The 21,864-nt window shown below is 54.6% G+C and carries 22 protein-coding genes; 14 read left to right on the top strand and 8 right to left on the bottom strand.

All coding sequences use genetic code 11. The features are described 5' to 3' along the window. Positions 1-5 precede the first annotated feature (5 nt). The 5 genes from IAE55_RS17640 (at position 6) to IAE55_RS17660 (ending at position 5,100) form a co-directional block, all read left to right on the top strand. The gene (locus IAE55_RS17640; protein WP_200633396.1) at positions 6-1,067 is read left to right on the top strand and encodes a suppressor of fused domain protein; all 1,062 of its coding nucleotides are present in this window, start codon (positions 6-8) and stop codon (positions 1,065-1,067) included. Between the two features lie 64 nt (positions 1,068-1,131). Beyond that, positions 1,132-2,802: a DUF6138 family protein gene (locus tag IAE55_RS17645; protein ID WP_145021210.1), complete on the top strand. Its 1,671-nt coding sequence runs from the start codon at positions 1,132-1,134 to the stop codon at positions 2,800-2,802. Positions 2,803-2,836: 34 nt separating this feature from the next. Further along, positions 2,837-3,541 carry a DUF4274 domain-containing protein gene (locus IAE55_RS17650; RefSeq protein WP_145021207.1) on the top strand — a complete coding sequence of 235 codons (705 nt, stop codon included), beginning with the start codon at positions 2,837-2,839 and terminating at the stop codon, positions 3,539-3,541. A 68-nt stretch (positions 3,542-3,609) separates the two neighbouring features. Then, on the top strand, positions 3,610-4,266 hold the full coding sequence (locus tag IAE55_RS17655; protein WP_145021204.1) for a DUF2625 family protein: 657 nt from the start codon (positions 3,610-3,612) through the stop codon (positions 4,264-4,266). Positions 4,267-4,299: 33 nt separating this feature from the next. After that, entirely contained in the window at positions 4,300-5,100 is an 801-nt protein-coding gene (locus IAE55_RS17660; RefSeq protein ID WP_200633369.1) for a hypothetical protein, read from the top strand. Positions 5,101-5,153: 53 nt separating this feature from the next. Here the strand turns inward: IAE55_RS17660 and IAE55_RS17665 are convergent, their stop codons facing one another. From IAE55_RS17665 to IAE55_RS17695, 7 genes are all read right to left on the bottom strand, one after another. Then, positions 5,154-5,693: a hypothetical protein gene (locus tag IAE55_RS17665; RefSeq protein ID WP_200633370.1), complete on the bottom strand. Its 540-nt coding sequence runs from the start codon at positions 5,691-5,693 to the stop codon at positions 5,154-5,156. A 70-nt stretch (positions 5,694-5,763) separates the two neighbouring features. Continuing rightward, a complete protein-coding gene (locus IAE55_RS17670; protein WP_200633371.1) occupies positions 5,764-6,495 on the bottom strand; it encodes a hypothetical protein in 732 nt (243 codons plus the stop codon). 119 nt (positions 6,496-6,614) lie between these two features. After that, complete coding sequence (locus IAE55_RS17675) at positions 6,615-6,815, bottom strand: hypothetical protein (protein ID WP_234489624.1); 201 nt, start codon at positions 6,813-6,815, stop codon at positions 6,615-6,617. 181 nt (positions 6,816-6,996) lie between these two features. After that, positions 6,997-7,497 (bottom strand): DinB family protein, encoded by a 501-nt coding sequence (locus tag IAE55_RS17680; protein ID WP_200633397.1) that lies wholly within the window; start codon positions 7,495-7,497, stop codon positions 6,997-6,999. An 11-nt stretch (positions 7,498-7,508) separates the two neighbouring features. After that, complete coding sequence (locus IAE55_RS17685; RefSeq protein WP_200633372.1) at positions 7,509-8,282, bottom strand: RNA polymerase sigma factor; 774 nt, start codon at positions 8,280-8,282, stop codon at positions 7,509-7,511. Next, positions 8,282-8,704, bottom strand: coding sequence for a VOC family protein (locus tag IAE55_RS17690; protein ID WP_200633373.1), 423 nt, complete (start codon positions 8,702-8,704; stop codon positions 8,282-8,284). The genes IAE55_RS17685 and IAE55_RS17690 overlap by 1 nt, the downstream gene beginning before the upstream one ends. Positions 8,705-8,915: 211 nt before the next feature. Then, entirely contained in the window at positions 8,916-9,752 is an 837-nt protein-coding gene (locus tag IAE55_RS17695) for a sulfurtransferase (protein WP_200633374.1), read from the bottom strand. Between the two features lie 514 nt (positions 9,753-10,266). Here IAE55_RS17695 and IAE55_RS17700 point away from each other — a divergent pair. The 3 genes from IAE55_RS17700 (at position 10,267) to IAE55_RS17710 (ending at position 13,114) form a co-directional block, all read left to right on the top strand. Continuing rightward, positions 10,267-11,073, top strand: coding sequence for a sulfite exporter TauE/SafE family protein (locus IAE55_RS17700; protein ID WP_200633375.1), 807 nt, complete (start codon positions 10,267-10,269; stop codon positions 11,071-11,073). A gap of 42 nt (positions 11,074-11,115) precedes the next feature. Then, positions 11,116-12,558 (top strand): beta-N-acetylhexosaminidase, encoded by a 1,443-nt coding sequence (gene nagZ, locus IAE55_RS17705; protein WP_234489625.1) that lies wholly within the window; start codon positions 11,116-11,118, stop codon positions 12,556-12,558. 139 nt (positions 12,559-12,697) lie between these two features. Continuing rightward, entirely contained in the window at positions 12,698-13,114 is a 417-nt protein-coding gene (locus tag IAE55_RS17710; RefSeq protein WP_200633376.1) for a hypothetical protein, read from the top strand. Positions 13,115-13,290: 176 nt separating this feature from the next. On the opposite strand, the gene IAE55_RS17715 is transcribed toward IAE55_RS17710, so the two are convergent. Then, complete coding sequence (locus IAE55_RS17715; protein ID WP_200633377.1) at positions 13,291-14,190, bottom strand: DMT family transporter; 900 nt, start codon at positions 14,188-14,190, stop codon at positions 13,291-13,293. Between the two features lie 142 nt (positions 14,191-14,332). Between IAE55_RS17715 and IAE55_RS17720 the strand changes: the two genes are divergently transcribed. The 6 genes from IAE55_RS17720 to IAE55_RS17745 all read left to right on the top strand — a co-directional run bounded on the left by IAE55_RS17720 (position 14,333) and on the right by IAE55_RS17745 (position 21,782). Further along, on the top strand, positions 14,333-15,241 hold the full coding sequence (locus IAE55_RS17720) for a LysR family transcriptional regulator (protein WP_200633399.1): 909 nt from the start codon (positions 14,333-14,335) through the stop codon (positions 15,239-15,241). A gap of 103 nt (positions 15,242-15,344) precedes the next feature. Beyond that, entirely contained in the window at positions 15,345-17,201 is a 1,857-nt protein-coding gene (locus IAE55_RS17725) for an ABC transporter ATP-binding protein (protein WP_200633378.1), read from the top strand. Positions 17,202-17,210: 9 nt separating this feature from the next. After that, a complete protein-coding gene (locus tag IAE55_RS17730; RefSeq protein ID WP_105443436.1) occupies positions 17,211-17,915 on the top strand; it encodes a response regulator transcription factor in 705 nt (234 codons plus the stop codon). Beyond that, entirely contained in the window at positions 17,912-18,919 is a 1,008-nt protein-coding gene (locus tag IAE55_RS17735) for a sensor histidine kinase (RefSeq protein WP_145156945.1), read from the top strand. The genes IAE55_RS17730 and IAE55_RS17735 overlap by 4 nt, the downstream gene beginning before the upstream one ends. Positions 18,920-19,102: 183 nt before the next feature. Next, positions 19,103-19,876, top strand: coding sequence for an ABC transporter ATP-binding protein (locus tag IAE55_RS17740; protein ID WP_374954648.1), 774 nt, complete (start codon positions 19,103-19,105; stop codon positions 19,874-19,876). Continuing rightward, a complete protein-coding gene (locus tag IAE55_RS17745; RefSeq protein WP_145156946.1) occupies positions 19,851-21,782 on the top strand; it encodes an FtsX-like permease family protein in 1,932 nt (643 codons plus the stop codon). Before IAE55_RS17740 ends, IAE55_RS17745 begins: the two co-directional genes overlap by 26 nt. Positions 21,783-21,864: the final 82 nt, after the last annotated feature.

The raw sequence follows: 21,864 nt of genomic DNA on the forward strand, positions 1-21,864 counted from the left end.
GGATGATGAACGAAGAAATCGGCGCACCGGGTTGGGACGCCATCGACCAGGAGCTTGAAAGATTATACGGCAGTCAGGAGCCAAAGCATTACGGAACGCTCATTTCGTATGCGCTCGGCGGCCAGGATCCACTCGACGGAATCAGCGCCTACAAAGCGGAATCGCCGATTCCGCATTGGCATTTCGTCACGTACGGCTTCTCGGAATTGTATGAAAAAGAGTCGGAGGACCAGGAGGTCAGCGGGTTCGGCTTTGAGCTGACATTCCGGCTGCAGCGGGATGCCGATGAGGAGGAGCCGCCGGCGTGGGCATTGAACCTGCTGCAAAATATGGGCAGATACGTGTTCGGCAGCGGGAACGTGTTCCGTTCGGGCGATTATCTGGATGCCAACGGGCCGATCTGCCTCGGAGCCGACACGCAGCTGACGGCCTTGGCTTTTACTGAAGATCCTGAGCTGCCCGCGATCCAGACGCCGAATGGACAGGTCGAGTTTTTGGAGATGACCGGCATTACGGGAGATGAGCTCGAAGCGATGCAAACCTGGAATACGCTCGGCGTTCTCGGGGCTGCCGAGGAGCATATTCCCTATTACATAACGGATTTAACCCGCGGCTCCCTGCTGCGCATTCCACCCGTGGCGGAGAAAATCCGGCAGGGCGCGGAAGCGGAAGGATCCAGCACCGGATTTTTGTTTGTAGATCAGCTGGCCTGGGAACCGGGAAAGAGCGGTTGGTTCAATAAGCAGCCTTCCGTCGTGAAAATGGGAGCCAAGCAGGCTGGAATTATTGCCAAGCTGCTGCTTGGCCGGATTTTAAAGGGCCGCTCGCTCACGCTTGTCGGACCGGACACCCGCGTCGTCTTTGAGCCCGGGCAGAAGCCGGAGCTGAAAGCTGAAGGAGGCGAGGTGCGAATTGCCCTGGACGATCAAGCCGCTTCTGAGCTGAGCCGTTCGCTGGAACCGAAGGAAAGCGTCGTTCCGCTGCCTTCTGTAAAGGGGGCCGCTATCCAGATCGTGAAAACGCAGATCAAGGACAGCGATGGCAATGTAGTCAAAGTCATCGGTTAAGCAGGACCCCGCCCGCGCGGGGCTTGTTTGTGGCATGGCTTAAGAAATTCGGGAGGGGAAACGATTGAACGCGAGCGTACAGCAGTTTTTGGATGAGGTATGGACCCTGATCAGCGGGATGTATGAGAAAGAAAGCAAGCGCATCCGTGAGATCAAGGAAGTCAGCAGGCTCCAGGCGGGCATCAAGGATTATCTTGGCGTGGTTTGGAGCACCCGCAAAGCCGGCGACGGATACGGCGTAATCAGCATCGACTTGGACCGGCCCTTTGATTGGACCGACTCCTCGTACCGGCTGAATGCCGGGCCTTACATATGCGATATCACCGACGACCTGATTACCGGCGAGTGGCTTCCCGCATTGCGGACACGGCTTTCGGAAGCGATGAGCGCCGGGACTTACGGCCCCAGGTTTTTCGATTACCGCTTCGAGATTGTGCTCGAAATGGAGCGTGAAGAGGGATTAAGAACGTTCACCGAAGTTTTGATCGATGAGGACAAGCTCGCGGGTCAGAGGCGGGAGCTCGATGCCTTTATCCAGTCCAAAGTTTTGCGGGATCTGCCGGTACGTCCCAAGGAGTTGGATGAGTTCTTCTTTGCCCGTCATCTGCTCAATCCCGATCTGTTTGAACAGCGAGAGGCACAATTAGAGCCGCTGATTGGGCGGCTGGAGGAGAAGCACCGTTCGAACCCGGACCGGCTGCTTGGGTGGGTCTCTCAATATACTTCAGCCTTTCGGGAATGGGCGGAGGAGCGTTATTTGGTCCGTTATTTTGAGCGGAGCGGGAGCTTCGGCCAAGACTGGAAGCGCAAAGATGCAGCGGACGGGGTGGTTGTGAATGCGGACGAGCTCGACTTTTTCGTCTATGCCGCGCTGAAGGTCGGCCGCCGGGAGCCCGAGCTCCGGGCGCGCTATCTGGAATTAGCCGTCCAGTTGGGTTCGGAGAAGGCGGCCGGCTATATAAAAAACGGCAGCGGGCGCTTCCAGCACAGGTTCGAAGGCACAGCGATCCAGGCAGCGGCCAATGACGTTACGGAAACGATCGACATCCGCCTGCATGCGGAGGAAGAGGCCGCATACCGGGAAGCGCTGACGTATATAACGGGCCTGATCTCAGAAGGGTTTCCCAAAGAGTACAAACTAAACCTGAGGAGCCCATCAAAGGACAAGCACCATCTGCCGCTGAATAAGCTGGCTAAATCGCAGCTGCACCGTTTTTTTGCCAGCGCGCTGCGGTATCGCGGGCTGCATCCGCTGATTGCTGAGTACGCCGAGACAGCCATGGAGGAATTTGCTTGGTATAAGGATGTGGAACCCGGGGAGAAGTCGGTCATGCCGGGAACCTATGCCGTTCTGGGATTAGGCCTCGTGAGCACGGAATATTTTCCGCTGCTGTGCCGGTACATGGAAATAGTTGATACGGAGCACCAATCCGCTCAGGACGGGTATGCCGAAGCTTTTATCGAAGCCCACGGGCTGACCCCCGATCGGATGCCGGTGCTTGTGGCGATTCTGCTTGGAGGAAACGATTCAGCCAAGCCGGTGAAATCCTTCGTTATCGATACACCGGATCTGGCGGACGCTCTGCTGAGTGAGCTGGAGTCCAAAGAGGATTATGAGCGTGAAACGGTGCTGTACCGGATTTTCGGAACACGCGCCAAGCTGGCGCAGTCCGCGAGAAAAGAGACTCCTCCGATGAAAGAAAAGCTGGAGCGGTTGCTGGCATGGTATCCGTGAGTCCAGTCAATACCTTAGAAAGGGGGACGATCATTTGGAATGGACGGAGGCCAGCAAGAGCAAGGAGCTGGAGATGGTCCGGGCGGCGGTGGATCAGCTTGACCCGAACGAGCGGGACGCCCGCGGAAGAACGCCGCTGATGCTTTTTATCACTAACCGGATGCCTGTGGACGGCATTAAGCTGCTGCTCGAGAAAAACGTCGACCTGGAAGCGGAAGACAAGCTGGGCGATACGGCGCTCAAAAAAGCGGTGAAGTTCAAGCAGCCGGAGACGGTCAAGCTGCTGATCGCGAATGGCGCTCAGTTGAATTCCCCGCACGGCATCCTGGGGACGGCCTGGCAGGCGGCAAGAAGGGACAAGGTCATGGCCGATTTGCTTGCTGATACGGACGGGGCGGTCCGCCTCACGTTGAACGATGAGGAGCAGAGGATCATCGACGGTATTTTGTATGAGGAGTCGCTGGATGAGGTCACCTGCCGGATCCGCGGGTTGTCCTCGCCGGTGCTGCTTCATGCCGTGGTGGATGGCTACAACTGGGACGATGGGCCCGATCCGATGATCGCTGCCCTGGAAAATCCGGAGTGCGCCGAGATCACAATGCTGGATATGTATGAGCTGCTGGATGCCGATTACTGGCTTGGCATGGATGAAGCCGATGCGGCAGCATCGGAAGAAGGACGGAAATGGCGCTGGCTTGCCGAAAGCCTGAAAAGGAAAGTAGGCGCGAAGCTGATTTGATTTTTGGGGTGGGACCCAGGCTTGAAGAGATTTCGCTGGCACAGAAGGCTAACGATAGGAGGAGAATGATGGACAAGGTATCGGTTCAGGAGCTGGCCGGTTCCGCACGGGACGCTTGGGACGAAGTTCAGCAGCTGTTGGCTGACGGCTGTAATGAATACAGCATCGTATCCCGCGACCCGGGAGCGGCGGATGACACGCTGTACCGTTTACAGGTCAGCACCCGGTCATATTTGGGTACCGTCGCGTATCGGACCGGAGGCATCCTGTTTGACCACGGTTGGATCAGGCTGCTCGGCTCGGGAGGTGCCGGGATCTACGGCAGCCTGACGGATTGGAACGGGCACAAGGACGGCAGCGACCGGACCGCTCTTGAAGGAATGCTCGTTGTCGCATACGATGCAGCAGGAGGCTTTTTTGCGCTGGACACGGGGCGCTTCGGGCAAACTGGACATGTATATTATTTTGCGCCCGATACACTGGAGTGGGAATCTACTGAGCTTGCCTATTCCGGTTTTTTGAACTGGCTGGCCGAAGGCGATTTGGGGCTGTTCTATCAGTCGTTCCGCTGGGAAGGCTGGCAAGAAGAAATGAGCCGGCTGGGAGACGGCAAGGTTTTCGCTTATTACCCGCCGCTCTGGGTGCATGAAGGCAGTGGCGAATCGAGCAGCAAGGCACCAGTGCCTGTAACGGAGGCCTGGCAGGCTGCGAGGAGTTCGGGCTGAATTTGTTACTGAACAGGAGGGGTATCCGCCCGCATGGATGCGAAAGCAAAAAAAATATTAACGAATACGTACTGGCAATCGGGAGGCTGGAGACGCGGAAGTTTTATGTTATCGGCTGAGGATTTTGAGTACGCCAAAAGCAACGGGCTGATGTTCGATCCGCTCACCGTGTCGCATGATGAGCTGATCCGGCGGATCATTCATCTGCATGAGCATAACGTGACGAAGGAGCGGGTGACTGCTGCGTTTTTGCACAGCCTTTCCACCCGGAAAGTTCATCTGCGCAGCGCTTTATCAAGCTGGACGTTGACCCGCCATTTACCCTCTCATACATTCCGTATGCGTGCTTCTGATATCCCCCGGTACAGTGAGTGCTTTTTCTGCGATGACGGCATGCTGATGTCCCAAGAGGAATATGCCGGTGAGGATCTGAACGTGCTTAATTTCGAACGGATCAAATGGGGAGGCGTCCGCCACAATTGGCTCGTTTACTGCTGGCTGGATCTGTTATGCCTGAGCCGTGAGGAGGATCCGTTCCCGGTGCGGGAAGCAGACGTGGATATGCTGAAGGGGATGATCCACGGGATTGAGGCCTGTGGTGACAAGGATGCCGCCCGGCAGCTCGAGAAAAGGTGGAAGGACGTGTTCCCCTCCAATTCGCATGAACGGGATCAGGTCATGGAGATTTGGGGTTACGCAGGCATTTTGGAAACCAAAGATTTTTACCGCAAAGAGCGGGGACGGGGCACCGATTTCAATGCCGTTGCCTGCTGGCGCGGGGAAGACGGGTATTCCCGGGAGAAACTGGAGTACTTCTTCGGTCCTTATTTATAGCTGTTTTTTACAGTGTTTATACCTTATAAAAAGGAGAGCCGCGGGCCCTCCTTTTAGTTTGGTGATTTTTCTGGATTTCGATCGGTTATCCGTTCCAGAACGGAAGCCTGATCAAGCTCAATCCACTGGTTAACTTCGTCATATCCCTTCACAACGGCTTGAACGATGTGTTGCGGGTACATCCATTGCGGCTTTCCGGACAACTTCAGCTCCCCTGTGTCAGCTAATCCTACTGCTCCGGTGTTCGCAAGCGTAATGAGCGTTCCCTGCGGGAAAAAGGCTTCGATGGCGCCCTCGACCCTTTGTCCTACGGGGTGCATTGTTTTCTGGCGCTGCCACAGCTTGCCCGTAGACTTAAGGGAAGCGGACCAAACCTCCTCGAATTCTTCCTGGGTGATAAAGATCAACCCAGCTTCAGATGTATCGATCGGCTGCTCGGCCAGCATAAAATGATAGTCTCCGTCTTTCCGGTTCGAAGCGATCCACTCGCCGTCATCCTCGATGACGAGCTGGCGGTAAGCAACACCCTGCTGGTCAATCTCGAAATACCAGGTGCCCATGCCGGGTTCGGGACAATCTTTAATATATTTCATATACCTCTCCTTATCGAATCCATGCCTGGTCATGCAGATTTGAACCGCAATGACGTTTATTTGGTCATTCTTATATCAGGGGGACCTGCCCGGCCAACCGCTCGAATTGCTCCAGATGCGGGTTCAGCTTTGGCTGAATACTTTGCAAATATTTGAGGCTAGCCTCGTTTATACGCTGTTCTGCCGCCGTATCCGCAGGGAAGACCGAGTAGCTCTTGTGGATCGTGCCGCTGCGGTACTCCGCGCTGAACAGGCTGCCGCTTTTCAACGACGCTTTGAGATGGTCAGCGCTTCCCATGATGACGAGCTGTTCCTGCGGCGATTTGTACGCGAAGTAGAAGTCCGGATCGGCCAGGGCATGAATGACATCATATCCGCTCGACTGCACGCCGCCGCTGAAAGCACCCGTTTGGATTTCATTCGAGCGGACCGCACCATCTTCCTGGATGACTTTGTGGGTCAGCGTGCCGGTGCCGTTCATCCGGTCCAGCTTCCACTCCCCGTTATATACGACTTTGTGGCTTTCGCCGTCGGCGGCGTATTCGTTGATGTACTTCCCTTTGCCTTCGCGCTGGCCGTTCACGAACTCCCCGGAATATTGTTTGCTGTCGCCCCATTTCATGGTTCCCCTGCCGTTAGGCTTGCCACCGCTGACTTCACCGTAATAGGTGGTTGTATCCGAGATTTGCAGCCATTCTTTGGCCGGCGCTGCTTGTACCGAAGGAGAGATGGGCCAGATAGCCGCAGCCGACAGTGCAGCGCTCAGGACAAGAGATACGGAAAGATTTTTTAGTTTGATCAACTCAATACATCCTTTCAACAAGCTATTCTATGATTGCTTATGGTTTATTGGCAATGCTTGGACAACGTTACGTGAGAAACGTTTTATTAGATGTTAGCCCTTAAGGTTCTTCGCATGGATTAGACTGCATATTTAAACGTGCAGGCATCGCGCACATAAAATTCGTTACCGATTTTCACGATGTAATCGGTGATTTGAACGATCTTCCCGCTGCCGATCATCTCCTGGCCCAAAAAAACGGCAACAGGCGTTTGCTCAATCATCGCGGTATGGAAGTGAATCGGGGAAGTCAGGGGCTGCATAAATCTTCTGCTTTTCATTGCATTTCACCTCTTCCTGTCATTTTACCAAATTTCAGCAAGGAATGGTGTATTCAAAACAGTTTCAACCGCCTGAAATGGATGATGATCTGGTCGCGAACAAACCAAAACGAAGAAACTAAACGACCGTTCCCCGATGAATACCGAAAAACGGTCGCAGCTTTGTATCCGATTTGTCGAATCAGGTGAAAAGTCCGCCTAAGCGGTCATCGGCTGGAGGCGGGCAGCCCAGTTGTCTTGCCATGGATACGATTTGGCCTTTGTGATGAAATTCGTGAGTCTCCGTATGAGTTAACAGCAGTAAAGGAGTAGGAGTCTTCGGGTAACCCCGCCAGCTCTCGTCCTGCTTAATCGGTTCATACCAGCGATCTCGATATTCATGGATGAACCGCTGAACGAGTTCATCCGCTTCCGTAAATCGTTCACGGACGTACTTCACATCGGCGCGTTCAATTTCGTTAGTGGAAATATCCTTATGCTTGTTTCTCTTCATAAACGCGAAAGATCCCAACCACCACCGATAGCAGTCAACGACATGAAGATGGGTTCGAATGATCGTTTCACGCCCAAATTCGGGAACGGGTTGATGCAAGATTTGAGGAGGCAGCTCTTCCAAGAACGCAAACATGTTTTGTCTAACGGATCGGATCCAATCGTATTGTTGCTGAAGCATTTCGAGCAACGCAATCACCTCTAGGATTTCGAATGATACTTTTCGTCTTGCCATTTCAATTTCTCAGTGATCGTCAATACGTTGCCGTCGGGGTCGATGATCGTAAAATAGAGCGTATTGCCGCACAGTTCGATCCGGTCCACCACCGCGCCATCGTCTGTCAACGTCTGGTACGAGCGGAATATCGCATAGGGGTCCGCACGGCGAAAACCTTCGACCAGCGCTTCGAACACCTCGATACTGAGTCCGCCGCGCGGAGCTGCGAGCATGGAATCATCCCAATATTCGGGATGGCTTTCAACGGTCTTTTTCAGCCTCGTCCTCGCCCGCCTTAGAGCCGCCTTCACCGAACCCTCGGATTGTCCGAACAGCCTTCCCGTTTCCTTCGCGGTAAAGTGAAATACGTCGATCAGCAAAATCAGAACGACCTGTTTGGGTTCGAGCCGATCGGACAGCAGTTCGAGCGCCTCACGGACATCCCACTTACTCCATTCATCATAGGAACCGATTAAATGCTCTTCGAGTGGTCCGACCTGCGGCTCCCATTTGCGGCTGCGGCATATATCCACCCAAGCGTTGGCAGCAATTCGAAACAAAAATGGCTTCGTTATTTCTCTATTCGGAAACCGAGTATACCAACGATAAGCTTTAATAAGCGACTCTTGGAGCAAATCGTCCGCATCCCACGCCGAACTGGCCTTAGCCAGACAAAATCGTTTCAGATCGCTTTGCAGCGGAAGCGTCATCATCGCAAACGTCTCATAACCTGCGTCCGAATGATCCTCCTGCGGCACTAGCGTTGCTTCCTAAATTTATTCTTGTGAGTAAAATACGGCGTTGGCCCCGTTTCTTCCACAATATCCACGGGATTTCCGTCCAGATCGAATGCTTTGAAAAACCTGTACCCATCCTCTTCGTGGATTTCGCTTAATTCCGCTCCTTTCGCCTTAAGCTGGCTATACGAATGGTTAATATCGTACGATGTGAAATTGAAGTACGGCATCATATCTTTGCCGGTATCAAATTGGACAGGCTGCGGTTTTTCCACTTTCCATAACATAACCAAGGTTTGGCCGTCAGGAAACGCGAGTCCGACTCGATCATCGGTCTTTTCAATCGTCTTCAGACCGAACATTCGAACGTACCATTCCTCCGAACGTACAATGTCGGTCACCGGAATGAAAATGCTAGATACATAAGCGATGATTTTTTCCATAGATGAGCACTCTCCTTTAAGCTGATTTTCAATCTATTAACGATAAAAATCCATAAAAAGATACGGGTAAGCCATGAGGTTTTCAATAATTTAGATCGGCTTATTGTTTGCAACCTGTTGCCAGAGAATGCCAAAATGGGCTGCAACAGGTCGCTCGCCAGCAACTTGTTACAGCCCACAATTCAGCGCTAGATGCGGTCTCCCGGAAAATTTACTCTTCCCCTGTAGCAATCGGATTTTCGCTGTACGAAATCCAGTCGCTCCAGCTGCCGGCGTACAGCCGGACATACGGGTATCCGAGCTCGGTCAAGGCAAGGACATTCGGGCAGGCCGACACGCCTGAACCGCAGTAGACGATAATTTCATGGTCCTTCGGCACGTCCTTATAGTACTCTTTGAGCTCGTCGAGGGATTTCCATTCCCCGTTGTCCTGCAGGACGCCCTTCCAAAACTTGTTCTTGGCGCCGGGAATATGGCCCGCGGTATGGTCGATAGTCTCGTTCAGACCCAGGTACCGGGAAGATTCACGCGAATCCAGAATGACGATCGAAGGATCCTTCATCGCCTGGCGGACGTCTTCCAGGTTGACGAGCATTTCGGGATGCACTTCAGGCGTAAAGATCGATGGGACCCGGATTGGCTGTTCCTTGCTAATGGGGTAGCCTGCATCCTTCCATGCGCTGAAGCCTTCGTTCATGACGAACACCGTCTCATGACCCATGTAGCTCAGCAGCCACCACAGACGCGAAGCGTACAACCCGCCTTGATCGTCATAAGCGATGACCCGGGTTTCCCGGTTGATGCCGACTTTCCCCAGCTTTGCGGCAAGCTGGCCGGTATCGGGCAGGGGATGCCGCCCGCCATGCTCACTGACTGAGGAAGACAAATCTTTCTCCAGGTCAAGGAATACCGCTCCCGGGATATGGCTCTCCTCATAGGAAATCCTTCCGGCATCGGGCTGTCCCAACATGAACCGGCAGTCGACGATCGTCACGTCGGGCTCGTACATCCGGGCAAGCACCCAAGCTTTGTTCACTAGTACGCTCAATAAAAACACCGCCTTAATTCAATGATAATATCTTGAATGGAATATTGTTCTATTATACCAGCGGGGCGGGGGGTTGTCTCTCCAATCGGTTTCTTCGGCAAGGTCAAGTGTGTTATGATAAACGCGCTGCGGACAAGCCGCCGTAAAATAAAAAAACGGCCGGGTCACCCCGCATGGGGGAGATATCCAGCCGTCATCATTAGAGCCAAATGTAGGCAATTCTTCATTTATGGTAAACGATTCTCACATGGAGATGGGTGTAAATCTCTTCCGTATAATGGTCATTCGGACAGCTCTTGATGACGCGCAGGTGATCCTTGCTCGAAACCAAAGGCACAGAGCATGAAGGGCAGCGGTCTACAAACAAGCTTTTTAATTTCGCAAACAAGCTTATTCACCATCCTATTCCCATTGATTTACTTGGGTTTATTATAAACGCTAATGTTTCATTCGTATAGTGTTAATTTTGAGTTTTTTGCTGCGAACTATTCAGTCATCCAGAGGTGTGTAGTAGATGGATTTAGCAGGACATATCGTTATGTTTATCATCGGGCTGGCAGGTTCCTTTTTTTCAGGTCTGCTGGGCATCGGCGGAGCCATTATCAATTACCCGCTGCTGCTCTATGTGCCGGGACTCTTTGGCGTGGAGACGTTCAGCCCGCGGCAGGTTTCCTCGATCAGCATGATCCAGGTATTTTTCTCTTCCCTGGCAGGCATGCTGGCTTTTCTCAGACAGAGCAAAAAGGAAAAGCCGCTGATGCACAAAGGGCTGATCATGAATATGGGGGCGAGTATTCTGATCGGCAGCTTGGCAGGCAGCCTGGGCTCGGCTTATCTGCCCAGCGCAAGCATCAATATTATTTACGGGGTGCTGGCCGTAATTGCAGCCATCTTGATGATGATCCCCGGCCGTGGCACCCAGGAGGAAGTGCAGCTGGCATCGGTGCAGTATAACCCGTGGATCTCCGCGGTTTCCGCCTTGATGGTGGGCGTTGTCTCCGGGATTGTCGGTGCCGGAGGTTCCTTTATTCTGATTCCGATCATGCTGACCATGCTGCGGATTCCGGTCCGGGTGACGGTGGCTTCCTCGCTGGCGATCGTGTTTATCTCGGCCATCGGCGGCGTATCCGGGAAAATAGCAGGCGGGCATATCCCGCTGTGGCCCACCTTGTTTACTGTGCTAGGGAGCATCCTCGGCGCACCGGTGGGGACGATGGTCAGCCGCCACCTCAACGTCAAATCGTTGAGAATCGCCCTCGCCGTCCTGATCGCAGCCACCGCCGTAAAAATTTGGTGGGGCATTATTACAACAGGCATATAAGGTGAATCCTAAGCATGTATATTTCTGTGCCCGAGGTCAAAGATGAACAAACAGGAAGAGCATACCGAGAAAAAGAAGGGTGTGAAGGCTTTGCATAGACTGCTTCGAATCAGCTTGGCATGCGTGATGTCCATCATGCTCGCATCCGGCTGTTCCTTAAATCACGGAGGAAATAACGCATCTGGACAAACGGGTGCAAACGGACAACATGACGCAACAGGGCAAGAGGGTACCGCCGGAGGGAACGGTGAGCCGAATTCTTCTGCGAATCAAGGCGGAGATTCGTCCAATCCCTCAGAGGGCACGTCAAATGGAGACGGAGGCAGCGGCCAGGATACGGGTCCAGACGGATCGAATCCGGGTGGCACAAATACAACAGCGGACGATCCGGTCCTTAAGCAGCTAAACCAGCTGACGACCGAAGAGAAGATCGGTCAGCTCGTGCTGGTGGGTATGGACGGAACCGCCACAAGTGCAGAGACCCGCGAGCTCGTGCAGAAGTATTATGTCGGCGGATTTATTTTCTACAAAAATAATATCGACAGCACGAAGCAGGCGCTGAGCCTGTTCAACGGCCTCAAAAAAGACAACCAGGACAATCCCGTGCCGCTGTGGATGAGCGTGGACGAGGAAGGCGGACGGGTGTCCCGGATGCCGGATGAATTCGTCGACATGCCGACAAACCTCGCCATTGGAAGGAAGAACAGCACAGAGTTATCCCATGGCATCGGGCAGATCCTCGGCCGGGAGCTGGCCGAATTCGGGCTGAACATGGATTTTGCGCCGGTGCTGGACGTCAACAGCAATCCGGACAATCCCGTGATTGGGGACCGCTCCTTCGGCAATGACGCCGAACGGGTTGCCCGGCTAGGCAAAGCCACGATGGAGGGAATCCGTGAGGGGCATGTGGTGCCGGTCGTGAAGCATTTCCCGGGGCATGGCGATACATCCGTGGACTCCCACATCGGTCTGCCTGTCGTGAACCATGACCTGGCGAGGTTACGGAAGCTCGAACTCGTGCCGTTTCAGGCTGCGGTGAAAGACCAGGCGGATGTCGTCATGATCGCGCATCTGCTGATGCCTAAGCTGGATCCGGACCACCCGGCCTCCTTCTCCAAAGCCGTCATTACGGACCTGCTCCGCAAAGAGCTTGGGTTCAAAGGGGTCGTCATCTCGGACGACATGACGATGGGGGCGATCGATAAAAATTACAGCATCGGCAAGGCATCGGTCGGGGCCATCCTTGCGGGCGGAAACATCATTCTCATCGGGCATGATTACGCCAAGGAGAAGGAGGCCATCCAGGCACTGACGGACGCGGTAAAAAACGCGACGATATCAGAAGAAGTGCTCAATGACCGGGTATACGCCGTTCTTAAGCTGAAGATGGCTTATGGACTTACCGACGAACCGGCAAATGGGCCGGACGTGGACCGGATCAACAAGGACGCCCGCAGCCTGTTGGGCAAATACGGTTTGAAATAGAGTCAATCATCGCATGCTAGGAAAAGAAGAGGCTTGAACAGCTGTGTCACAGGTGGAAGAATTGTTGAGTCAATAGCACGGGGCTTCAATAACAAGCTTGGCATATATTATTCTATCTTCAGGGAAAGGAATGAGAGATATGCCAACATTTGATACCATGCAGGTGACGGGGAATGCAACGATTGAGCAGGACATGCAGGTTAACGGAAATGCCACCATCGGAACGAATATGCAGGTGAACGGTAACGAAACGGTCATGCAAAATTTTAACGTGATGGGGAACGAGACGATAGCTGGCTCCTTGCAGGTGAACGGCAGCCAAACGGTATCCGGCAATATCGGTGCCGGCAGTACGGTTAGCGCGTTGTTTCGTATGGTCACGCAGTCCCAATCGACCGTGCCGGCAGGAGGTTTTACCTCGCAGCAGGTCCGTTTCTATCCGGCGATCTTGCCGGGCCAGCCAGGGCTTGTGCTCAAGGGCACGGACGGTAATAACTACGTGCTGTTCGTTGACGTTTCGAGCGGAACGCCTACGCTTGCGCTCATGCGTGCGTAAAACTGGTGTATAAGCTGCCGGTGTGGATTGGGACCGGGTTCACATGTAAATGAATAAAAGGCGCCGCCTCTGATGAGAGGGGCGCCTTTTTTTAATATCAGAAAGTACAAACACCGGAGCCAAGGCTTCCTGATATTGCAAGAAAAATCACCTTTGCTAAAGTATGTACGGACATTTCATCCGGCAGCCTCGCGGCGCGGCTGCTTCTTCCGGCCCAGCAGCCTGCTGACATTGAGCTCGGACAGGGCTACGCCGAGCAGAACGAGTCCGGCGCCTGCATATCCTTGGACGGACAGCGTTTCGTTCATGAACAGCAGGCCGATGATGGCGGCCACGACCGGCTCCAGCGCAAAAATGAGGCCTGCTTGGGTTGCGGTCGTATACTGCTGGGCCATGGTCTGCAGGATAAAGCCAAGCGCGCTGCACACGAGGCTGAGCGCCAGCACCGCCACCCAGCCGGAGATGCTGCCGGGCAGGCGCGGGGTCTCCCACAGCACCGTGAAGACGAGCCCGAACGCGCCGGCAAAACCGAGCTGCCAAATGCCGATGCAGAGCGGATCCGGCGATGTTTTGGCTGCACGGCCCGTCAGCATCATGTGGACGGCGAACAGCAGGGCCCCAAGGATGCACCACAGGTCTCCGAAGCCGATGCCGGACTGGGGCCGCAGCGTGAGCAGACCGATCCCGGTCATGGCCAGCAGGACGCCCAGGACGAGCCGCTTGCTCGGCATGCTTTTGCCGAATACGGCCGAGAGAACCGGCACGAAGATGACCGTCAGGCTCATCAAAAAGCCCGCATTGGATGTGGACGTTCCTTGAAGCCCAAGCATAATGGAGGCAAACACGCCGAACAGGATGAAGCCTAAAAGCGCGGCATGTTTCAATACGGTGACGTCTGTATTGCGGCGAAGCCGGCCTGCGAAGAGGCCGCCAGCGGCGATGAACGCCAGCCCGAACCGGAGGGCGATCAGGTTGAAGGGCTGAACCGAATCCAGCCCCATTTTCATAAACAGATAGGAAGAGCCCCAAAAAAGGGTGACGATCATAATCATGACATTTGCTTTAAAAGGTTTCATGGAATGGGAGACCCTGCCTTTGTAGTATCAAACTTGAACAACAGCTTTCGCCTGATCCAGTATACGTGGTATTTTTAAATAAGAAAATTGAATGTTTTGAATGTAAAGCATGAATGAATTTAATGAAAAAAGGGTGGCGAAGGTGAGCCTGTTTAAGTATGAGGTGTTTCATAAAGTGGTAGAGCTTGGCAGCCTGACAAGAGCTTCCGAGGCGCTGGGTTTGACCCAGTCCGGCGTCAGTCATGCCGTTCACAGTCTGGAAACGGAGTTCGGTTTCACGATCCTGACACGTAACCGTTCCGGCGTCCGTCTGACCGATAACGGGGAACGCGTGCTTGCATTCGTACGAGAGATGCTGCAGGTGCAGGAGCGGCTGAAGCAGGAAGTGGCTGCCATTAACGGGCTGGAAACCGGTAAGATCCGGATCGGAACCTTTACCAGCATTTCGGTGCAGTGGCTCCCGGGGATTATCCGCGATTTCCTGGCCAGCCATCCCCGGATCGAAGTGAACTTGTATGAAGGGGACTACCATGAGATCGAGGAATGGCTGCTCAGCGGCGAAATTGACTTCGGGTTTGTGTCGATGCCCACCCTCGATTCGTTTGAGGTCATCCCGTTAAAGCTGGACCGGATGCTGTGCATCCTTCCCCCGGGCCATCGCCTGGAAAAAGAGCCCTGCATACGGTACGTCGACATTGCCAACGAGCCCTTCATTATGCCGAAGGAAGGCAGCGATTACGATGTTCGGCGTGTATTGCGCAAAGGCAGGGTCAAACCGCCGGTCAAGTTCCGGGCGGCCGACGATTATGCGATCGTGGCCATGGTGGAGAACGGACTTGGCATCAGCATTTTACCGGAAATGATCCTGCGGGGAAGACGCAACGAGGTGGTAGCACTGGAGCTGGAGGACGGGAGCTGCCGGTCGCTGGGGATCGCCCTGAACGCCACGAGGAACGTCTCTCCGGCGACGCGGAAAATGATCGATTGCGCCCGAAGCTGGCTCGCCGATGAAGCGCGGGCGGGAGGAGCGAAACCCGCAAGGGGGGAGTAACGTATACACGGGTGGACGAGCCTGAATTTGACAAGAACGATCTGGGCGGTATAACTATAGAAAATGGATCTGGACCATATCATGTAAAGGAAGCGGTGTTACGATGACGGAACATCAATCTGCAATCGGCGGAGCTTCGAAAGAAGCGGCCGCCCCCAAAGGAGACTGGAAGGCGTTCATCCGCCTCGTCATGCAGACGAGGCCGTCGAAATGGCTGCTCGCCGTGGCTTCGGTGCTGAGTGTCATTTCCACGCTGGTCAGCCTGATCGTCCCGTATTTTACGAAAAATCTGGTGGACAGCTTCTCTGTGGAGTCGATCCGTCCGGAGCAGATCGTGCTGCTGGTCGTGACGTTTGTCCTGCAGGCGATTGCCGGCGGCGTATCGATCTATCTGCTAAACCGGCTGGGGCAGGAGGTGGTGGCCAAGCTCCGCGACAGGCTGTGGAAGAAGCTGCTGACGCTCACCATCCCCTACTATGACAATAACCGGACCGGGGATACCGTGAGCCGGATGACCAATGATACTGCGGTGCTGAAATCGCTCGTATCCGAGCATGTGACCGGTTTTTTTAACGGCATCATCTCTATGATTGGTTCGATCATCATCCTGCTGCTGATGGACTGGCAGATGACGCTGATCATGCTCGCCGCCATCCCGGTGGCTTCGGCGGTGCTGGTGCCGCTCGGCCGGACAATGCTGAACATTTCACGGAAAATGCAGGATGAGACCGCCTCGTTCACAGCGGTGCTGAACCAGGTGCTGTCCGAGATCAGGCTGGTCAAAGCCTCGAACGCCGAAGACCGCGAAGAGCGGGTCGGGCGGAGTTCCATTGAGAGCCTGCTGTCGCTCGGCATCCGCGAGGGCAAAGTGCAGGCGTTCATCGGCCCGGTCATTTCGCTGGTCATGATGGGCCTGCTGGTCGTCATTATCGGATACGGCGGCATGCGCGTATCCAGCGGGGCGCTGACCGCCGGGGAGCTCGTGGCATTTATTCTGTACCTGTTTCAGATTGTCATGCCGGTGAACCAGATAACGGCTTTTTTTACGCAGCTGCAAAAATCCGTGGGGGCAACCGAACGCATCGTCTCCATTTTGGAGGACGAGCAGGAGGACGTGCTGCAGGGCCGCACGCTGACCGATGCGGCTCAGGCCATCGAAGCGGAAAACTTAACGTTTGCCTACAGCGGTGATGGGGAGGGCGTGCTGCACGGACTTAACTTCACGCTTGAACCCGGCAAGGTGACGGCCGTGGTCGGACCGAGCGGGGGCGGGAAAACGACGCTGTTCTCCCTGATCGAGCGTTTCTACAAGCCGACCGGAGGCACCATCCGTATCGGCGGGGAAAATATCGAAACCTTCTCGCTGCATTCTTGGCGCAGCCGGATCGGATATGTACCGCAGGAGAGCCCGATCATTTCCGGCACGATCCGCGACAATATTTGTTACGGGCTGGACCGGAAAGTGACGGACGAGGAAGTGGAACGGGCGGCGCATATGGCGTATGCCGATATTTTTATTCATGAACTGCCGGAAGGATATGACACGGAAGTCGGCGAACGCGGGGTGAAGCTGTCCGGCGGCCAGCGCCAGCGGATTTCGATCGCCCGGGCGCTGCTGCGGGACCCGCAAATTTTGATGATGGACGAGGCGACTTCGAGTCTCGACAGCAAGTCGGAGGTGTTCGTCCAGAAGGCGCTCGACAACTTGATGAAGGGCCGGACGACGCTGGTTATCGCCCACCGGCTGTCGACCGTCGTTGATGCGGATCAGATCCTGTTCATCGAGAAGGGCCGCATTACAGGAAGCGGGACGCACCAGGAGCTGTTCGAATCGCACGCCATGTACCGCGAGTTTGCCATGCAGCAGCTGCGCATTGGCGAAGACGCGCAGGCAGGGGAACTGCCTGAGCCGGCATCCGAGCCCGCCCTGAATCTTCCGCCGTCGGCGGAAATGAAATGAGGTATTGTTTTGTTTCGTATATTCATTATCGAAGATGACGCCAAAATCTCCTCTATGCTGAAGGCGCATGTGGAGAAATACGGGTATGAGGCGGCGTTGCTGGAGGATTTCGACCGGGTGATGGAACGGTTCGAATCTTTCCAGCCGCATCTCGTTCTGCTGGACGTCAATCTTCCGAAGTTTGACGGCTTTTATTGGTGCCGGCAGATCCGGCATGTGTCCACATGCCCGGTGCTGTTCATTTCGGCGCGCGACAGTGAAATGGACCAGGTGATGGCGCTGGAGAACGGGGCTGACGATTATATAACGAAGCCTTTTGCTTATGAAGTAGTGATGGCCAAAATCCGCAGCAGCCTTCGCCGTGCCTACGGCTCTTACTCCGGCAGGCAGGAGGAGCGCAAAGTAGAGGAGCCGGGCGGACTGACGCTTTATCCGGAACGATTTATTCTGTCATCGGCCGGCGCCAGTGTAGAGCTGACGCAGAAGGAATCGATGCTGATTGAAGCGCTGATGAACCGGGCCGGCCGCGTCGTCAGCCGCAACCGCCTGCTGGATCTGCTGTGGGAAGATCATCACTTTGTCGATGACAACACGCTGAACGTCTATATGACCCGGCTGCGCAAGAAACTGAAGGAGCTGGACATGGAGGAGCGGATCGAAACGGTACGTGGAGCCGGCTATGTGCTCCGTACTACAGGAGAGGAGACGCCGTGAGGCTGTTTTTGAAAGAGCACATCCCGCTTCTGATCGTATACCTCGTGCAGATCATCCTGGTCGGAACGCTGTTTTGGCTGGGATCGGATACGCATTCCGTCTCCATCTCCCTGTACAGCGCCGTCCTGATTACGGTTCTACTATCCGTTTATTTAACCTACAGGTATTTGAGCCACCGCCGCTTATACCAGCGGTTGTCGGAGCCGGCCGGGACGCTGGACCAGTCCCAGAACGAAATCGGGGAGACCCCGCTCGCCGATGCACTGCATGAGCTGCTGGAGAATCAATTTCAGCTGTATCAGAATGAGCTCTATGATACGAGGCAGCGGCTTGCGCTTCACACCGCTTTTATCAACCGGTGGGTGCACCAAATGAAGACGCCGCTCTCGGTCATCCAGCTGACGCTGGAGGATATGGATTTGGACGACGAGGTGGAGGGCAGCCTTCAGGAGGAGCTGGACAAGCTGCGCAAGGGATTGGAGATGGCACTGTATACATCCCGGCTTGACCGGTTTGAGCATGACTTTCGGGTGGACGCCATTCCGCTCCGGGCCGCCGTTCAGGAGGCTGTGGCCGACAACCGGCGGTGGTTTATCCGCAACCGTCTTGTACCGGACATCCGGATCGATGAGGAGCTGGCCGTCTACTCGGACGCCAAGTGGCTTCATTTCATGCTGGGTCAAGTGATCACGAATGCTGTCATGTATTCGGCCGGCCGCGGTGAGCGAGTAGTGTTTGCGGCCAGCCGCCGCGAAGCCGAAACGGTGCTGGAAATCACGGATCAAGGCGTGGGCATCCGGCCCGAGGATTTGGGGCGGGTATTTGAGCCTTATTACACGGGAAGTACGGGCCGGAACTACCACGAATCGACGGGAATGGGTCTGTACCTGGTCCGCGAGGTGTGCAGCCGGCTCGGTCACCGCGTAGAAATCGATTCAGCTCCCGAACAGGGGACGACGGTAAGGTTCGTTTTTGATGCGCGGCCGTTACGGCAATCTGTCTAACAATCGCAGAGGGAGAGAGGGCGCTTTGATGAAATGTCATGGCGTCCTTTTTTTGCGGTGAGGGACCCCGAACATAACCTTACGAAGGTTTAAGATTGGCGTAAGACGAATCCATAGTTTCGGCTGCGGGTTATGCTTTACAGTAGAGGTATCACAGAAGACAGACAAGAAAGGAGCATTCCTGTGACGGATATTTTGAAAGTGACCGGCTTGAGCAAAGTCTATCCGGGCAAAGTAACCACCCGCGCATTAACGAATATTCAGCTGACGATCAAGCAAGGCGAATTTGTCGGCATTATGGGGCCCTCGGGAAGCGGCAAAACGACACTGCTGAACATGGTCTCCACGATCGATGCGCCAAGCTCCGGGGAGGTGCTGATCAACGGGCAGAATCCCCACAAGCTGAAGAAGAAGGAACTGGCGGGGTTCCGCCGGCGCCAGCTGGGCTTTGTTTTTCAGGACTTCAACCTGCTGGATACCCTTACCGTGGCCGAAAACATCGTGCTTCCGCTGACGCTGGACCGGGTGAAGCTGCCGGATATAGAAGCGCGGCTAACGCGGATTGCAGACAAGCTTGGCATTACCGATATTTTAAACAAACGCACTTATGAGATTTCCGGTGGACAGCGGCAGCGTGCCGCCATCGCGCGGGCGATCATCCCTTCGCCGTCCCTGCTGCTCGCCGATGAGCCGACCGGGGCGCTGGATTCCGCATCCTCCCGCAACGTGATGGAGACGATGGAGAAGCTGAACGTCGCCGACCGCGTGACGATGATGCTGGTAACGCATGACCCCCAGGCCGCAAGCTACTGCCACCGGGTGGTTTTCATCAAGGACGGCGAGCTGTCGGGAGAAATTCACCGGGGAGAGAGCCGGCAGGCCTTTTTCCAAAAGATCATCGAGATGCTGTCTTTCCTGGGAGGTAACGCACATGAGCTTTCCTCAATTCGCGTTTAACAACGTCAAGCGCAACGCCAGGGCTTATTTCGCTTACTACCTCAGCAGCAGCTTTATGGTGATGGTGTTTTTTACGTATGCCTTGTTTATTTTCCATCCGGACATCAACAAGACAGAGCTTGGACACACGACGATGCTGGTCATGCTGATTATGGAGTACATCATTTACATTTTTTCATTTCTGTTTGTGCTCTACTCGATCGGGGCTTTCCTGAAGGCAAGAAACAAGGAGTTCGGCATCCTGACGATTCTGGGGGCGGAGCAGGGCCAGATCAGCCGCCTGGTCTTCATCGAAAATATGATCATCGGCGCATCGTCCATCGTGACCGGGATCGGCAGCGGCCTCATTCTGTCCAAGCTGTTTCTGCTGCTGAGCGCAAAGGTAGTGGGCATGGAGAAGCTGGGGCTGTACCTTCCGGTCAAAGCGGTGCTGCTGACGGTAGCCGCGTTCGCCCTGCTGTTCATCGCTATTTCGGCGTTTACGCTGATCCTGATCCGCCGCAATCACGTCCTGCATCTGCTGCAGGGGTCGAATCGTCCGAAAACCGAGCCGAAGGCGTCCATCCTGATTTCCTTATTCGGGATCGCCCTTCTGGCCGCCGGCTATATGTCTCTCCGGGTGAATCTCGTTCTCGCGGCTGTGACCGGGATTGCGGGGACGTATTTCTTTTTCACGCAAATTACCGTGCTCGTCATGCGACTCTTGAAGCGCAGTCGCAGGTGGGTGTGGAAGGGGACGAACCTGATCTGGATTTCGGAAATGGCCTATAAAATGAAAGACAATGCGAGAGTGCTGTTCATGGTGACGGTCGTCACAGCTATTTCCTGTATGAGTGTCGCGTTCGTGATGTCCATCAACGAGACGAATAAAGATAATTACAGGTCGAATCCGTATGCTATCCGGCTTTCGGTTTATGACGACAAAAGCGAAAAGGGTGATTTGGCGCTGATCGAGCAATCGCTGAGCCGTCAAGGCATTACCTATCAGACGATTCGTACGGAGCAATATTTTAGCGTGGTGGAAAATAGAACCTCTTCAGTCTCGGTTATGCCGCAGTCCATGTACAATCAACTGGCAGAAGCCGTCGGTGCACCGAAGGTTGGCAAGCTGGATTACCATCAGGCGGTGCATGTCATCCCTGCCACGGAGGTATCAAGGGAGCGTCCGGATTGGTACGACCTCAGGAAGATTACGCTACGGGATACGAAAGCCGAGCTGGACATCACCGATACGATCAAGCCTGCCGTGAACGTGTCGCCTACACTCTCGGATATTCTGGTCATTTCGGATGATGAATATCAGGCGAACAAGAAGCTTCTGTCCTCTGAGCCAAAATCTAACCGGATCCAGGGCAGTGTCGTGTATTTGATTCCCGAATGGTCGACAGGCACCGTTCCTGCGGAGGGAGATCCAGAAATCACGATTGGCATGAAGCTGAAGCAGGAGGGGATCGACAGGGAATTGAGCGGCCAATCCGAAAACATCATCAGCGCCCGGGGCGGGGATTACTACTCGCTGAGGCAGTCCTTTGCGATGATGAGTTTTGCCGGTATTTTCATTACGGCGGTTCTGTCCATTTCCTCCGCGAGCTTCCTGTATTTCAAACTCCACCATGAGCTGACGCAGGATCAGCGGATGTATCAGTCGATGTCCAAAATCGGCCTGAAAATCCAGGAAATGAGCCGCGCCGCAACGCTGCAGATCGCCGCGCTGTTCTTCGTTCCGATCGTGGTGTCGGTCATACAGACGCTCGTCGTGCTAAATGCCGTCCGTAAGGACTTCGGGGTCGGTGAAGTGAATTCATCGGTTCTGCTCGCTTCGATCGCTTTTGTTATCGTCCAGATGGTATACTTCCTGATCGTACGCTCGCGTTACGTTCACAAGCTCAAGCGTGTGATGGTGTAAAATTAGGAAAACCGTCTCCGTTCCGGTACATTGAACTGTGACCCGGATTGTGGACGGTTTAAAAGAAACAGCCCTAAGCCTA

Origin of the sequence: Paenibacillus sp. S28, assembly GCF_016624415.1 — a bacterium.
Lineage (GTDB): Bacteria > Bacillota > Bacilli > Paenibacillales > Paenibacillaceae > Paenibacillus_AQ > Paenibacillus_AQ favisporus.

Coding starts and splice junctions, on each gene's coding strand:
- IAE55_RS17640 (WP_200633396.1), top strand. CDS start 6: ATGAACGAAGAAATCGGCGCACCGGGTTGGGACGCCATCGACCAGGAG.
- IAE55_RS17655 (WP_145021204.1), top strand. CDS start 3,610: ATGGACAAGGTATCGGTTCAGGAGCTGGCCGGTTCCGCACGGGACGCT.
- IAE55_RS17660 (WP_200633369.1), top strand. CDS start 4,300: ATGGATGCGAAAGCAAAAAAAATATTAACGAATACGTACTGGCAATCG.
- IAE55_RS17665 (WP_200633370.1), bottom strand. CDS start 5,693: ATGAAATATATTAAAGATTGTCCCGAACCCGGCATGGGCACCTGGTAT.
- IAE55_RS17675 (WP_234489624.1), bottom strand. CDS start 6,815: ATGAAAAGCAGAAGATTTATGCAGCCCCTGACTTCCCCGATTCACTTC.
- IAE55_RS17690 (WP_200633373.1), bottom strand. CDS start 8,704: ATGGAAAAAATCATCGCTTATGTATCTAGCATTTTCATTCCGGTGACC.
- IAE55_RS17700 (WP_200633375.1), top strand. CDS start 10,267: ATGGATTTAGCAGGACATATCGTTATGTTTATCATCGGGCTGGCAGGT.
- nagZ (WP_234489625.1), top strand. CDS start 11,116: ATGAACAAACAGGAAGAGCATACCGAGAAAAAGAAGGGTGTGAAGGCT.
- IAE55_RS17710 (WP_200633376.1), top strand. CDS start 12,698: ATGCCAACATTTGATACCATGCAGGTGACGGGGAATGCAACGATTGAG.
- IAE55_RS17715 (WP_200633377.1), bottom strand. CDS start 14,190: ATGAAACCTTTTAAAGCAAATGTCATGATTATGATCGTCACCCTTTTT.
- IAE55_RS17725 (WP_200633378.1), top strand. CDS start 15,345: ATGACGGAACATCAATCTGCAATCGGCGGAGCTTCGAAAGAAGCGGCC.
- IAE55_RS17745 (WP_145156946.1), top strand. CDS start 19,851: ATGAGCTTTCCTCAATTCGCGTTTAACAACGTCAAGCGCAACGCCAGG.